The following is a 13,023-nucleotide window of genomic DNA, read 5'->3' as shown; positions in this document are numbered from 1 at the left end:
CTGTGCGTCTGCGACACGGACGTCTTGAGCGGGGCACGTGATTTGCAATATGCTGCACGGATCGTCGCTGCGCCGTAGCCGGCGTTGCCGCAGACGGGTTGTGACGAAATCGCGATGCGGAGCGCGTGCGATTTCGCCACAGGCTCAATGACAGGCAACTCTGGCGACGCCATGGAGATCTTGCAGCTCGACGTGTCCGGCCGCCCGCAGGCGTGGATCTCGCCGAAGGAAGCGGCCATCCTGTACGCCACCGACGGCATCGCGTGGACGTTGGGGAACCCCTTCATCACCTTCCGGGGGGGCATCCAGCGCGCCAGCGGCCGGCAATCGCGCATCGATCTGCATCCCATCGTCGCCGTGCGGGGAGCCATCCCCAGCCGTGCCTGGCGCCAGGTGCCGGCACTGACCAACCTGAAGCTGTTCGCGCGCGACCGCTACCTGTGCGCCTACTGCGGCCAGCAGTTCCACGTCGAGGACCTCACCCGCGAGCACATCGTGCCGACCTCGCGCGGCGGCGAGGACACCTGGATGAACTGCATCACCGCCTGCCGCAGCTGCAACGGACGCAAGGGCAACCGCCTGCCCGAGGAAGCGCACATGACGCTGCTGTACCTGCCCTACGTGCCCAGCCTGCACGAGGACATGATCCTGCGCGGCCGGCGCATCCTGGCCGACCAGATGGAGTTCCTGCTCGCCAGCGTGCCGCGCACCAGCCGCCTGCACGGCTGACGGCGGCACGCCACCGGCTCAGACGCAACGGCCGCCGTCGACTTCCAGGCAGGCCCCGGTGATGAACTCGGCCTCGTCCGAGGCGAGATAAAGCGCCGCGTTGGCCACGTCCAGCGGGCGCGACAGGCGCCCCAGCGGGATGGTCGCGATGAACTGCGCGCGCCGCTCGGGCGTGTCCTCGCCCATGAACTGCGCCAGCAGCCCGGTCTCGCCGGCCACCGGGTTGATCACGTTGACGCGGATGCCGTCCGGGCCGAGCTCGGCGGCCATCGAGCGGCTGGTGGTGATGGCCGCGCCCTTGCTGCCGTTGTACCAGGTCAGCCCCGGGCGCGGGCGCACGCCGGCGGTCGAGGCGATCGTGATGAAGCAGCCGCGGCGCTGCCGGCGGAAGTGCGGCACTGCATGGCGGGCAGTGAGGAACAGGCTCTTGACGTTGACCGCGTAGATGCGGTCGAACTCCTCCTCGGTGACCTCCAGCATCGGCCGGTTGCGGTGCGTGGTGCCGGCGTTGTTGACGATGATGTCCAGCCCGCCGTAGGTGTCCAGCGCGCTGCGCACCAGGCGCTCCACGTCGGCGTCCTTGGACACGTCGGCCTGCACGAAGCTGGCCTGCCCGCCCGCGGCGCGGATCTCGGCCACCACGCGCTCGCCGCCGGCGGCGTTGAGGTCGTTGACGATCACCTTGCAGCCTTCCTCGGCAAAACGCTTGGCGATGCCCTCGCCGAAGCCCGAGCCGGCCCCGGTCACGATGGCGATCCTGTCGGCAAGTCTCATGCGGTCTCCTGGATGTCGGTCTGTCAGTCGTGCTTGATCGCGATGGTCTTGATGCGGGTGAACGACAGCAGCCCCTCGATGCCCTTCTCGCGCCCGTGGCCGCTGGATTTCACGCCGCCGAACGGCAGCTCGACCCCGCCTGCCGCCCCGTAGTTGTTGACGAACACCTGGCCGCAGCGCATGCGCCGCGCCACGCGCAGCGCCCGCGAGCCGTCGCGCGTCCACACGCCGGCCACCAGGCCGAAGCGCGTGCCGTTGGCCAGCGCCACGGCCTCGGCCTCGTCGGCAAACGGCATGGCCGCCAGCACCGGGCCGAACACCTCCTCCTGGGCGATGCGGTGCCCGGGCGGCACGTCGCGCAACAGCGTCGGCGCGAAGTAGTAGCCGCCGGCCGGCGCGTCGGGCTCGATGCGGCCTTCGGCCGCGACCGCGATGCCCGCCTCGCGCGCTTCCTGCACCATCTGCCGCACGCGCGCGAGCTGCGAGGCGCGGATCAGCGGCCCGCAGGCAAGGTCGGCCCCGGCCGGCCCGACGCGCAGCGCGGCGAACGCCGCCGCGAGCCGCTCCATCAATGCGTCGTGCACGCCGCGCTGCACCAGCAGGCGGCTGCCGGCCGAGCAGGTCTGGCCGGCGTTCTGCACGACGGCGTTGACGATCACCGGCACGGCGGCGTCGAGGTCGGCGTCGTCGAACACGACCTGCGGCGACTTGCCGCCCAGCTCCAGCGTCACCGGCACATGGTGCTCGGCGGCGGCCTGCGCGACGCGCGTGCCCGTGGCGGGCGAGCCGGTGAACGAGATGTGGTCCAGCCCCGGGTGGGCCGCCAGCGCCGCGCCGGCCTCGCTGCCCAGCCCGGTGACGATGTTGAGCGCCCCTTCCGGCAGCCCCGCCTCGGCCAGCAGCTCGGCCACGCGCAGCAACGACAGGCAGGCGTCCTCGGCCGGCTTGACCACGCAGGCATTGCCCGCGGCCAGCGCCGCGCCGACCGAGCGGCCGAAGATCTGCAGCGGGTAGTTCCAGGGAATGATGTGGCCGGTCACGCCGTGCGGCTCGCGGTCGGCCAGCACCGCGTAGCCGGGCAGGTAGGGCAGCACCTGGCCGCCCACCTTGTCCGCCGCGCCGGCGTAGAACTCGAAGTAGCGCGCGATCGCCGTCACGTCGTTGCGCGCCTGGGTCAGCGGCTTGCCGCAGTCGCGCGACTCGATCTGCGCCAGCTCGTCGGCATGCTCCTGCACCAGCGCGCAGGCGCGCGCCAGGACGCGCCCGCGCTCGACGGCCGGCATGCGGCCCCAGGCGCCTTCGTCGAAGGCGCGGCGCGCGGCCTGCACGGCCAGGTCGACCTCCGCCGCGGTGCCGCGCGCGATGGCGGCATACGGCTGGCCGTCGGACGGGTCGATCACGGGAATGGTCTCGCCACTGGCCGAAGGCAGCCTGCGGTGGCCGATGAAATGCAGGTGGACGGGCAGCGTACTCATCACGGACTCCTTCACTGCGGCCCGATCACCGGGCCGATGGCCGGGGCGGCGAACACCAGGTCGCGCAGCCACAGGCTCAGCCAGGGCACGTAGGTGATCACCATCAGGCAGGACAGCACGACCAGCACGAACGGCACCAGGTGCCGGATGATCTGGTCGAGCGAGACGCGCGCCACGGTGCAGGCGGCGAACAGGTTGACGCCGAAGGGCGGCGTGATCATGCCCATGGCGAGGTTGACCACCATGATGATGCCGAAGTGCACCGGGTCGATGCCGAAGTGGGCGGCCACCGGCACCAGGATGGGCGCGAGCACGATGATGGCGGCCGAGGTCTCGATGAACATGCCGATCACGAACAGCGCCGCGTTGACGCCGAGCAGGAACCAGCCCGGCGACTGCAGCACCTCGGTCAGCCACTGGCCGATCGCCTCGGGGATGCCCGCGCGCGTGATCAGGAACGCGAACAGCCCGGCGTTGGCGATGATGAACATGATCACCGCGCTGGAGATCACCGACTTGCGCAGCACCGGCAGCAGGTCCCGCCAGCCGAGCTCGCGGTGGATCAAGCAGCCGACGAGCAGCGCGTAGAACACCGCCACCACCGAGGCCTCGGTGGGCGTGAACACGCCGCCATAGATGCCGCCGAGGATGATCACCGGCATCAGCAGCGCCCAGCCGGCGTTCGCCGCGGCCTTGAGCACCGGGCTGCGGCCCTCGCCGTCGTTCTTGCCCCAGCCCTTCCAGCGGCAGTACAGGTGCACGAACAGCATCAGCACCGAGCCGATCAGGATGCCGGGCAGCACGCCGGCGATGAACAGCTCGCCGATGGACACCTCGGCCGAGACGCCGAACAGGATCATGGGGATGGACGGCGGGATCACCACCCCCAGCTCGGCCGAGGTCGCCTGCAGGGCCGCGGCATAGGTCCTCGGATAGCCGTGCTGCACCAGCGCCGGGATCAGGATCGCGCCGATCGCGAAGGTGGTGGCCACCGACGAGCCGGAGACCGCCGCGAAGATCATGCAGGTCAGCACGCAGGTCATCGGCAGGCCGCCCTGCACTCCGCCGACGATGGACTTGGCGAACTCGACCAGGCGGCGCGAGATGCCGCCGGTCTCCATCAGGTTGCCGGCGAGGATGAAGAACGGGATGGCCGCGAGCGGGAACTTGTCGATCGCGGTGAACATCTCCTTGGGCGCGAGGATCAGCTGCCTCGGCTCGAACAGCGCCATGCCGAGCACGGCCGCGCCGCCGATGGACACCGCGATCGAGACGCTGAGGGCGAAGCCCACCAGCATCGTGAACAACAGGGTGAAGGGCATGATGGAAGGGGTTTCGCAGCGCTAGTGCGCGTTCTCGAGCTCTTCGTTGAGCGGGTCGACGTGGTGCGCCAGCACCGCGACGATGGCCAGCGCCGCACCGACCGGCAGCGCGGCATAGCCCCAGGACATGGACAGGTCCAGGCTGGCGAAGGTCTGGAAGCGCACGCGCCAGACGAGGTCGATGCCGTACCAGACCAAAGTCGCAAGGAAGGCCACGCTGGCCACGGTGATGAAGGTGCGCACGAAGCGCCGCCAGGCGCCGCGCGACAGCCGCAGCATCAGGTCCACCGAGACCAGCGCGCCGCGGCGGAACGCCACCACCGTGCCGAGCATCACCATCCAGATCAGCAGGCGGCGCATCGACTCCTCGGTCCAGGTGGACGGCTGCGACAGGATGAAGCGCGCGATCACCTGCCACAGGCCCAGGCAGGCGATCACCGCGAGCAGCGCGCAGGCCAGCGACATCGCGGTCCCGGTCAGCACCCGGTCGACCGCCAGCAGGACGGCACGGGCGCCCTGCAGGACACCCGGCCGTCCCGCCGACGGCGTGGAGCCGGACGAGGACGGCACGGCGCTCACTTCACGGCCTGGATCGCGGCGATGCGATCCGCCCCGAACTCGCGCGCATAGGCCTGGTAGGCCGGCGCGATCGCCTTGCGGAAGCTGTCGCCGTCGACCTTCTCGACCACCTGCATGCCTTCTCGCTTGAGCTGCGCGATGCCGTTGGCCTCGTCCTCGTTGACCTTGCGGCGCTGCGCCTCGGCGGCCTTCTTGCCGGCCGCGAGGAACACCTGCTTGTCGGCGTCGGACAGCTTGTTCCACACCGCGGGCGACAGGATCAGCGCGGCGGGCGAATAGACGTGGCCGGTCAGCGACAGGTGCTTCTGCACCTGCGAGAACTTGGCCGCCAGGATCACGGGGATCGGGTTCTCCTGGCCGTCCACCGTGCCCTGCTGCAGCGCGGTGAACAGCTCGGGGAACGGCATCGGCGTGGGCAGGATGCCGAAGGTCTTGTAGCCGTCCATGTGGACCTTGTTCTCCATCGTGCGCATCTTCAGGCCGGCGGCGTCCTCGGCCTTGACGATGGCGCGGCGCGAGTTGGTCATGTGGCGGAAGCCGTTCTCGGTCCAGGCCAGGTTGATCAGGCCCTTCTCGGCCATCTTCCTGCGCAGCTCCTCGCCGATCGGGCCGTCCATCACCTTGCGGGCGTGGTCGTAGTCACGGAACAGGAAGGGGATGTCGACGATCTTGACCTCGGGCACGAAGTTGCCCAGCGGCCCGGTCGAGGTGTTGACCAGGTCCTGCGTGCCCAGCTGCACCGCCTCGATCTGCTCGCGCTCGCCGCCCAGGGCCGAGTTCGGGAAGTGCTGGCACTTGTAGCGCCCCTGCGTGCCCTTCTCGATCTCGTCGCAGAACACCGTCGAACCGACGCCGTAGTGCGATTCCTTGGACGTGGCATAGCCGATCTTCAGCACGGTCTGTGCGTGCACGCCAGCCGCCAGACCGAGGCCGGCAAGCACGAGGGCGAGGCTGCGGTTCAACTTCATGGTCTTGTCTCCTGTTGGGTTTGTCGAACGGAACGGTTTTTCAGGTTTCTGTCAGCCGGCCAGGCGCAGTGCCTGGCGGTTGGTGACGGCCTGCGGGTGGTCACGCACGTACTGCAACACGACCTCGCGGAAATCGCCATCCGGGATGAGCCGCAGGTGGGCCGCCCGCGCGCTGGAAAAACGCGCCGGCCAGCCGCCGACGATGCGTTCGATGTGCGGATCGCGCTCGAAGCGCACCAGCGACCGCGCCTCGTCGCCGCCCACCGCGTGCAGGGCGTCGAGCATCTGCTGCACGGTGACGGTGAGCGCCGGCAGGTTCAGCGCGGTGCGCCCGCCGAAGTCCTCGCGGCTGGCCTCGGCCACCGCCAGCAGCCCGGCGATCGTGGTGGCGGGCGAAGCCAGCGCGACCCGGGTCTCGGGCGGCACCGGGCAGACCGCCAGCAGCCCGGCCAGCGGCTCGCGCACGATGCCCGAGAGGAAGCCGGAGGCCGCGCCGTTGGGCCGGCCCGGCCGCACCGAGACGGTCATCAGCCGCGCGGCGCGCCCGTCGACGTAGCCCTTGCGGGTGTAGTCGGCGACCAGCTGCTCGCAGATGAACTTCTGGATGCCGTAGCTGGACTGGGGCGTGGGCAGCGTGCGGTCGTCCACCACCTCGGGCAGCGGCAGCGCCGGGTCGGCACCGAACACCGCCACCGAGCTCGAGAACACGAAGCGCGCCACGCGCCCGCGGGCCGCCTGGCGGCGGCAGGCCTCCAGCAGCGCGCGCGTGGTGTCCAGGTTGGCGCGCAGGCCGAGGTCGAAGTCGGCCTCGCATTCGCCCGACACCGCCGCGGCGAGGTGGAATACCACGTCGTACGGCTCGGCCATCAGCGCATCCAGCTGCGCCAGCAGGTCGCCGGTGCGCACCTGCACGCGCGCGTCGGCACACAGGTCGTCGGCCGGGCGGCCGAGGTCGGCCAGCACCAGCCGGGCCAGCGGCGCCCCGCACAGCTGGCCGCGCTGCAGCAGCGTGCGCGCCAGGCGCGTGCCCAGGAACCCGGCGCCGCCGGTGATCAGCACCCTCATGAGCCCTCCTTGCGCGCCGCGCGGAACCATCCCAGCCCGGCCGAGGTGCCGGCGCGCGGACGGTACTCGCAGCCCACGTCGCCCTCGTAGCCCAGCTCGTCCATCAGGCGGAACAGGTACGGGTAATGGACCTCGCCGACGTCCGGCTCGTGGCGCTCGGGGACGCCCGCGATCTGCACGTGGCCGACCTGCGGCAGGTAGCGCCGCAGCCGCATGGCGAGGTCGCCCTCCATGATCTGGCAGTGGTACAGGTCCATCTGCACCTTCAGGTTGGGCGCGCCCACCTCGGCGACGATGTCGTGCGCCTGCTGCTGGTAGTTCAGGAAGTAGCCCGGCATGTCGCGCGTGTTGATCGGCTCGATCAGCAGCGTGATGCCGTGCGGTGCGACGGCGGCCGCCGCGCGGCGCAGGTTGTCCACGTAGGTGCGGTGCCATGCGGCCCGGTCGGCCTCGGCGGGCATGATGCCCGCCATCACGTGCAGCCGCGGGCAGCCCAGCGCCTGCGCGTAGCGCAGCGCCAGCTGCACCGAGGCATCGAACTCCGCCTCGCGCCCGGGGATGGCGGCCATGCCGCGCTCGCCCGCGGCCCAGTCGCCCGGCGGCAGGTTGAACAGCGCCTGGCGCAGGCCGTGCACGCGCAGCCGCAGCGCCAGCTCCTGCGGGTCATGCTCGTAGGGGAACAGGAACTCCACCGCCTCGAAGCCGTCCGCCGCGGCCGCGGCGAACCGCTCCAGGAAGGGCAGCTCGGTGTACATCAGCGAAAGGTTGGCAGCAAAACGGGGCATGGCATTCACCAGCGCGCGCCGAAGTGGCGGCGCAGTTCTTCGATCTGCGTGTCGTCCAGGGGCGCGGCGCGGGTCGTCAGCCACAGCCGCGCGGTCTCTTCCAGTTCTTCCAGCACGGCCATCGCGGCGGACGGGCTCTCGTGCCAGACATTGGGGCCCAGGCGCTCCAGCATCACCGCGCGCAGCGGCAACCCGCGCTGGCGCGCCTCGCGCAGGCGCTGCGCGACCTGCTGCGCCACCGCCGGGTCGCCGGGCCGGTGGTAGCGCACCAGCGGCACGTGGCCGACCTTCATCACGTAGTACGGCGTGATCGGCGGGACGATGTCGTCCTCGCGCCAGACGCCCTGCAGCGTCAGCGCGACCAGGTGCGTGGAATGCGTGTGGATGATGCAGCGCGCCTCCGGCTCGGCCTCGTAGATGGCACGGTGCAGGGCGAGCGTCTTGCTGGCGCGGTCGCCGCTGCGCTGCTCGCCGTGCGCGTCCACCCAGGCCAGGCGCTGCGGATGCAGCGTCCCCAGGCAGGCGTCGGTGGGCGTGATCAGGAACCCGCCGCCGTCGGCCTCGTCGACGCGCGCGCTGATGTTGCCGGTCGTGCCGTGCACGTAGCCGCGCTCGAACAGCGAGCGGCCGACGCGGCAGATCTCCAGGCGCAGGCTCGTGACGTCCATCAGGGCGCCTCCTGCAAGGCCTGGCTGAAGAACGCCGGCGCGCCGAAGTTGCCAGACTTCAGCGCCAGCCACAGCGGACGGCCTTCGGCCCGCGTCCAGGGCACGCCCGGCGCGATGGTCGCGCCGATGCGCAGCCGCGCGATGCCCAACGCCTGCACCACCGCGCCGGAGGTCTCGCCACCGGCCACGACGAGGCGCTGCACGCCGGCCTCCGCCAGCCCCTGCGCGATCGCGGCCAGGGCCTGCTCCACCAGTGCGCCGGCGCGCTGCGCGCCGAGCTCGGCCTGCACCGCCCGCACCACCTCCGGCTGCGCGGTCGCATAGACCAGCACCGGCTGCTGCGCCATCCGCTCGCGCGCCCAGGCCAGCGCCTGCGCCGCCACCGGCGCACCGGCAGCGAGCTGGCGCACGTCGATGCGCCACGCCGGCCGCCCGGCCTCGATCCAGTGCGCCACCTGAGCGTGCGTCGCCTCCGAGCACGAACCCGACAGCACCGCCGCCGCGCCGCCGGCCGGCGGCCACGCCGCCGCCTGCGCGTCCGGCTGCAGCCAGCCGCGCGCGGCATACACCGCGGGCAGGCCCAGCGCGACGCCCGAGCCCGCGGTGACCAGCGGCAGCCCGTCGCAGGCCTGTGCAATGTGGCGCAGGTCGTCGTCCTCGATCGCGTCGACCACCGCGAGCCGCACGCCGTCGCGGCGCAGGGCCTCGAAGGCCGCGCGCAACGCCTGCGCCCCCTGCGCGACCGTGTCGCGGCGCACCAGCCCGACCCGAGCGCGCGACTGCGCCTGCAGCACGCGCACGAGGTTGGCATCGGTCATCGGCGTCAGCGGGTGGTGCTGCATGCCGGACTCCGACAGCAGCCGGTCGCCGACGAACAGGTGCCCGCGATAGACCGTGCGGCCGTTCTCCGGGAACGCCGGGCACGCAATCGTGAAGTCGCTGTCCAGCGCCTCCAGCAGCGCCTCGGCCACCGGCCCGATGTTGCCCGCCGGGGTGGAATCGAAGGTCGAGCAGTACTTGAAGTAGAACTGGCGCGCCCCGCCCGCCTGCAGCCAGCGCAGCGCGGCCAGCGACTCGCGCACGGCCTGCTCCACCGGCGCGGTGCGCGACTTGAGCGCCACCACCACCGCGTCGGCATCGTCCGGCACCGGGCCCTGCGGCACGCCGATGGCCTGCACGGTGCGCATGCCGGCGCGCACCAGCATGCTGGCGACGTCGGTCGCGCCGGTGAAGTCGTCGGCGACCACGCCGAGCACCAGGCGCGACGCGCTCATCGGACCTGCCCCTGGTGGTGCGCCTGCAGCGCCGCGCGCAGGGCCGCGCGCACGTCGGCGTCGGCCTCCTCGATGCGCCGCGCCGCGTTGACCATGTGGCGGATCGCCGCCTCGCGCGCGGCCGCCGCATCGCGGCGCAGGATGGCCTCGGCCAGCTCGTGGTGCTCGCGGCGCGCCTCGTCCATCAGCAGCTCGCTGGTGGCCTCGTTGGCGCGCGTGACCTTCATCGCGTCGCGCTGGTACTGCTCGAGGAAGCCCAGCAGCAGGCGGAACTGCGGGTTGCCGGTGGCCTCGGCGATCGCGCGGTGGAAGCGCAGGTCTTCCTCCACGCCGTCGCGTCCGGCGGCACTGGCCTCGTCGATCGCGGCCAGCGCCGCGCGGATGCGCTGCAGGTCCTCGGGCGTGGCGCGCTGCGCCGCCAGCGCGGCGACCTCGCCTTCGAGCGCGCGGCGCACCTCGACCACCTGCAGCACCGCCTCCAGCGAGTTCAGCACGGCAGGATCGAAGGCCAGCGGCCGGGCCGCCGACAGCGGCGCGACATAGACGCCCGAGCCCTGGCGCGACACCAGCAGCCCCATGGACCGCAGCCGGCTGACCGCCTCGCGCACCACGGTGCGCGAGACGCCATGCTGCTCGGCCAGTTCCTGCTCGGTCGGCAGGCGCTCGCCGGGGCGCAGGGCCCCCTGCTCGATGCGCTGGCGCAGCCACTCCGCCAGCCGGTCGGACAGCCGGTGGGGCGTCAGCAGCGGTTCGGCAGCGGCCTCGCGAGTCATCAGGTCATCATACAAATCGCCTCGTCCGACGCGCCTAGGGATGTCCCGGGCGCCTTCTTTATGCACTCAGCGCTGTAAGAAACAACTTTTTATTCGTTGTTTTTATGGAAGACCGCTCGCATCATGGCCACTCCCCTACTTGCGTCGAAAGGAAGTGCCATGGCCAGTCTGCGTCTGGGCGACATCGCCCCCGATTTCGAGCAGGACTCGACGGAAGGCCGGATCCGTTTCCATGAGTGGCTGGGCGACAGCTGGGGCGTGCTGTTTTCCCACCCCGCGGACTTCACCCCGGTGTGCACCACCGAGCTGGGCCTGACCGCCAAGCTGAAGGACGAGTTCACCAAGCGCAACGTCAAGGCGATCGCACTGTCGGTGGACCCGGTCGACTCGCACCACAAGTGGATCGAGGACATCAACCGCACCCAAGGCTGCACGGTCAACTTCCCGATCATCGCCGACGCGGACCGCAAGGTGGCCACGCTCTACGACATGATCCACCCGAACGCCAACGCCACGCTGACCGTGCGTTCGCTGTTCGTGATCGACCCGCAGAAGAAGGTGCGCCTGATCATCACCTACCCTGCCAGCACCGGCCGCAACTTCGACGAGATCCTGCGCGTGATCGACTCGCTGCAGCTGACCGACCACCACAGCGTGGCCACGCCGGGCAACTGGAAGCCGGGCGACGACGTGGTGATCGTGCCGTCGCTGCAGGACCCCGAGGTGATCAAGCAGAAGTTCCCGCAGGGCTACAAGGCGGTCACGCCATACCTGCGCCTGACGCCGCAACCGAACAAGCCGCAATGAACTTCCAGCAGCTGCGCTCGGTGCGCGAGACCGCGCGCCGTGGCTTCAACCTGACCGAAGTCGCCAACGTGCTGCACACCTCGCAGCCGGGCGTCAGTCGCCAGATCCGCGAGCTGGAGGACGAGCTCGGCATCGAGCTGTTCGTCCGCGCCGGCAAGCGGCTCACCGGCCTGACCCCGCCTGGCGCGCAGGTGCTGCCCATCATCGAGCGCATGCTGCTGGACGCCGAGAACCTCAAGCGCGCCGGCGAGGACTACGCACAGCAGTCGCGCGGCAAGCTGTCGATCGCGACCACCCACTCGCAGGCGCGCTACGCGCTGCCGCCGGCGGTCAGCGAGTTCCGCCGCCAGTTCCCCGAGGTGACGCTCAACCTGCACCAGGGCTCGCCCAAGCAGGTCGCCGAGATGCTGCTGACCGGCGAGGCCGACATCGGCATCGCGACCGAGGCGCTGTCGCGCTACGACGACCTGATCGCCCTGCCCTGCTACCGCTGGACCCACTGCGTGCTGGTCCCGCCCGGGCACGAGCTGCTCGACGGCCGGCCGCTGACCCTGGAGCGCATCGCCCAGCACCCCGTCATCACCTACGACGAGGGCTACACCGGCCGCGCGCACATCGATGACGCGTTCAACCGCGCCGGCATCAAGCCCGACATCGTGCTGACGGCGATGGACGCCGACGTGATCAAGACCTATGTCGAGCTCGGCATGGGCCTGGGCATCGTCGCCTCGATCGCCTACGACGAGGAGCGCGACCGCCACCTGCGCGCGCTCGATGCGCGCCACCTGTTCGCGGTCAACATGACGCGGCTGGCGATCCGGCGCGGCACCTACCTGCGCACCTACGTCTACGCCTTCATCGAGTGCTTCGCCCCGCCGCTGACGCGCGCCGTGGTCGACCGCGCACTGGCAGCCGACCCGGGTACCAGCTTCGAGATCTGAGGCATTGCCTGTTGGCGTAGAGTCTGCCCGACCGGGGAGACCACGCATGGGCAGGCAACGCACGGGCGCCATCCGCGTCGGCATCGGTGGCTGGGCGTACGAACCCTGGCGGGAGACCTTCTATCCGCCGGGGCTGCCGCAACGGCTCGCACTGCACCACGCCAGCCGCCAGCTGACCGCCATCGAGATCAACAGCACCTTCTACCGTGCGCCCGCACCGGGGACGTACCGGAAGTGGCGCGCCGACACGCCGGAGGGCTTCGTGTTCTCCGTCAAGGCACCGCGCCACGTGACCCACCGCAAGCAGCTGGCGGAGGCGGGCGAAGCCGCCCGGCGCTTCATCGACGGCGCGCTGCACTTGGAGGACCGGCTCGGCCCGCTGCTGTGGCAGCTGCCGCCGACCCGGACCTTCAATGCCGGCGTGCTCGGCCCCTTCCTCGACGCGCTGCCGGCCGAAGCCGGCGGGCGGCCGCTGCGGCACGTGCTGGAGGTGCGGCACGAGAGTTTCCTGTGCGAGGCCTACGTCGCACTGGCGCGTGCCCACGGCGTGGCAACCGTCTGCACCGATTCCCCGAGGTACCCGAACCTGGCCGACATCACCGGCCCCTTCGTCTACGCGCGCCTGATGAACGCGCGCCCGGACCTGGCATCCGGCTATCCGGACGAGGCACTCGACCGCTGGGCCGACCGGGCCCGGGCCTGGAGCGCGGGCGCCCGCCCCGAAGGGCTGCCTTGCGTGAGCGCGACGCCGGCGCCCGTGCAGGCGCGCGACGTCTACGTCTTCTTCATCGACGGCGCGAAGGAACGCGCGCCGGCCGCGGCGCGCGGGCTGATCGAACGCCTGGTGCGCTGAGCGACGGCGC

14 protein-coding genes are annotated in these 13,023 nt (G+C 71.2%); 4 read left to right on the top strand and 10 right to left on the bottom strand.

The genetic code is table 11. The annotated features are described in order from the left end of the window. The first annotated feature begins 171 nt into the window (after positions 1-171). A complete protein-coding gene (locus IS481_RS04240) occupies positions 172-729 on the top strand; it encodes an HNH endonuclease (RefSeq protein ID WP_104356006.1) in 558 nt (185 codons plus the stop codon). An 18-nt stretch (positions 730-747) separates the two neighbouring features. On the opposite strand, the gene IS481_RS04235 is transcribed toward IS481_RS04240, so the two are convergent. The 10 genes from IS481_RS04235 to IS481_RS04190 are packed head-to-tail and all read right to left on the bottom strand — an operon-like array spanning position 748 to position 10,412. Then, positions 748-1,503 (bottom strand): SDR family oxidoreductase, encoded by a 756-nt coding sequence (locus IS481_RS04235; RefSeq protein ID WP_104356005.1) that lies wholly within the window; start codon positions 1,501-1,503, stop codon positions 748-750. Positions 1,504-1,526: 23 nt separating this feature from the next. After that, the gene (locus IS481_RS04230; protein WP_104356004.1) at positions 1,527-2,978 is read right to left on the bottom strand and encodes an aldehyde dehydrogenase family protein; all 1,452 of its coding nucleotides are present in this window, start codon (positions 2,976-2,978) and stop codon (positions 1,527-1,529) included. 11 nt (positions 2,979-2,989) lie between these two features. After that, positions 2,990-4,300: a TRAP transporter large permease gene (locus tag IS481_RS04225; protein ID WP_104356003.1), complete on the bottom strand. Its 1,311-nt coding sequence runs from the start codon at positions 4,298-4,300 to the stop codon at positions 2,990-2,992. A gap of 21 nt (positions 4,301-4,321) precedes the next feature. Then, on the bottom strand, positions 4,322-4,870 hold the full coding sequence (locus tag IS481_RS04220) for a TRAP transporter small permease (RefSeq protein WP_232529454.1): 549 nt from the start codon (positions 4,868-4,870) through the stop codon (positions 4,322-4,324). A 5-nt stretch (positions 4,871-4,875) separates the two neighbouring features. Further along, positions 4,876-5,847: a TRAP transporter substrate-binding protein gene (locus IS481_RS04215; RefSeq protein ID WP_104356002.1), complete on the bottom strand. Its 972-nt coding sequence runs from the start codon at positions 5,845-5,847 to the stop codon at positions 4,876-4,878. Positions 5,848-5,898: 51 nt separating this feature from the next. Beyond that, positions 5,899-6,912 (bottom strand): D-erythronate dehydrogenase, encoded by a 1,014-nt coding sequence (gene denD / locus IS481_RS04210; RefSeq protein ID WP_104356001.1) that lies wholly within the window; start codon positions 6,910-6,912, stop codon positions 5,899-5,901. Continuing rightward, positions 6,909-7,697: a 2-oxo-tetronate isomerase gene (otnI, locus tag IS481_RS04205; RefSeq protein ID WP_104356000.1), complete on the bottom strand. Its 789-nt coding sequence runs from the start codon at positions 7,695-7,697 to the stop codon at positions 6,909-6,911. The genes denD and otnI overlap by 4 nt, the downstream gene beginning before the upstream one ends. A 5-nt stretch (positions 7,698-7,702) precedes the next feature. Further along, positions 7,703-8,365 (bottom strand): class II aldolase/adducin family protein, encoded by a 663-nt coding sequence (locus IS481_RS04200; protein ID WP_104355999.1) that lies wholly within the window; start codon positions 8,363-8,365, stop codon positions 7,703-7,705. Then, positions 8,365-9,639, bottom strand: a complete 1,275-nt coding sequence (otnK, locus tag IS481_RS04195; RefSeq protein ID WP_194963338.1) for a 3-oxo-tetronate kinase — start codon at positions 9,637-9,639, stop codon at positions 8,365-8,367. The genes IS481_RS04200 and otnK overlap by 1 nt, the downstream gene beginning before the upstream one ends. Beyond that, positions 9,636-10,412 (bottom strand): FadR/GntR family transcriptional regulator, encoded by a 777-nt coding sequence (locus IS481_RS04190; RefSeq protein WP_104355998.1) that lies wholly within the window; start codon positions 10,410-10,412, stop codon positions 9,636-9,638. Before IS481_RS04190 ends, otnK begins: the two co-directional genes overlap by 4 nt. A 159-nt stretch (positions 10,413-10,571) precedes the next feature. Here IS481_RS04190 and IS481_RS04185 point away from each other — a divergent pair, with 159 nt between their 5' ends. Genes IS481_RS04185 through IS481_RS04175 form a run of 3 tightly spaced genes read left to right on the top strand, consistent with a single transcriptional unit; the run spans position 10,572 to position 13,013 of the window. Beyond that, complete coding sequence (locus tag IS481_RS04185) at positions 10,572-11,219, top strand: peroxiredoxin (RefSeq protein WP_104355997.1); 648 nt, start codon at positions 10,572-10,574, stop codon at positions 11,217-11,219. Continuing rightward, a complete protein-coding gene (locus IS481_RS04180) occupies positions 11,216-12,160 on the top strand; it encodes a CysB family HTH-type transcriptional regulator (protein WP_104355996.1) in 945 nt (314 codons plus the stop codon). The genes IS481_RS04185 and IS481_RS04180 overlap by 4 nt, the downstream gene beginning before the upstream one ends. Before the next feature lie 46 nt (positions 12,161-12,206). Next, positions 12,207-13,013: a DUF72 domain-containing protein gene (locus IS481_RS04175; protein WP_104355995.1), complete on the top strand. Its 807-nt coding sequence runs from the start codon at positions 12,207-12,209 to the stop codon at positions 13,011-13,013. Positions 13,014-13,023 lie beyond the last annotated feature (10 nt).

The organism is Caldimonas thermodepolymerans, assembly GCF_015476235.1.
GTDB classification, from domain to species: Bacteria; Pseudomonadota; Gammaproteobacteria; order Burkholderiales; family Burkholderiaceae_C; genus Caldimonas; species Caldimonas thermodepolymerans.
Note: the sequence above shows the minus strand (reverse complement) of the source record. Positions and strands in the feature narration are given on the sequence as shown.

What these genes read in the sequence shown, in the direction of transcription:
- IS481_RS04240 (WP_104356006.1), top strand. Translation starts at nt 172, where the DNA reads ATGGAGATCTTGCAGCTCGACGTGTCCGGCCGCCCGCAGGCGTGGATC.
- IS481_RS04235 (WP_104356005.1), bottom strand. Translation starts at nt 1,503, where the DNA reads ATGAGACTTGCCGACAGGATCGCCATCGTGACCGGGGCCGGCTCGGGC.
- IS481_RS04230 (WP_104356004.1), bottom strand. Translation starts at nt 2,978, where the DNA reads ATGAGTACGCTGCCCGTCCACCTGCATTTCATCGGCCACCGCAGGCTG.
- IS481_RS04225 (WP_104356003.1), bottom strand. Translation starts at nt 4,300, where the DNA reads ATGCCCTTCACCCTGTTGTTCACGATGCTGGTGGGCTTCGCCCTCAGC.
- IS481_RS04215 (WP_104356002.1), bottom strand. Translation starts at nt 5,847, where the DNA reads ATGAAGTTGAACCGCAGCCTCGCCCTCGTGCTTGCCGGCCTCGGTCTG.
- denD (WP_104356001.1), bottom strand. Translation starts at nt 6,912, where the DNA reads ATGAGGGTGCTGATCACCGGCGGCGCCGGGTTCCTGGGCACGCGCCTG.
- otnI (WP_104356000.1), bottom strand. Translation starts at nt 7,697, where the DNA reads ATGCCCCGTTTTGCTGCCAACCTTTCGCTGATGTACACCGAGCTGCCC.
- IS481_RS04200 (WP_104355999.1), bottom strand. Translation starts at nt 8,365, where the DNA reads ATGGACGTCACGAGCCTGCGCCTGGAGATCTGCCGCGTCGGCCGCTCG.
- otnK (WP_194963338.1), bottom strand. Translation starts at nt 9,639, where the DNA reads ATGAGCGCGTCGCGCCTGGTGCTCGGCGTGGTCGCCGACGACTTCACC.
- IS481_RS04190 (WP_104355998.1), bottom strand. Translation starts at nt 10,412, where the DNA reads ATGACTCGCGAGGCCGCTGCCGAACCGCTGCTGACGCCCCACCGGCTG.
- IS481_RS04185 (WP_104355997.1), top strand. Translation starts at nt 10,572, where the DNA reads ATGGCCAGTCTGCGTCTGGGCGACATCGCCCCCGATTTCGAGCAGGAC.
- IS481_RS04180 (WP_104355996.1), top strand. Translation starts at nt 11,216, where the DNA reads ATGAACTTCCAGCAGCTGCGCTCGGTGCGCGAGACCGCGCGCCGTGGC.
- IS481_RS04175 (WP_104355995.1), top strand. Translation starts at nt 12,207, where the DNA reads ATGGGCAGGCAACGCACGGGCGCCATCCGCGTCGGCATCGGTGGCTGG.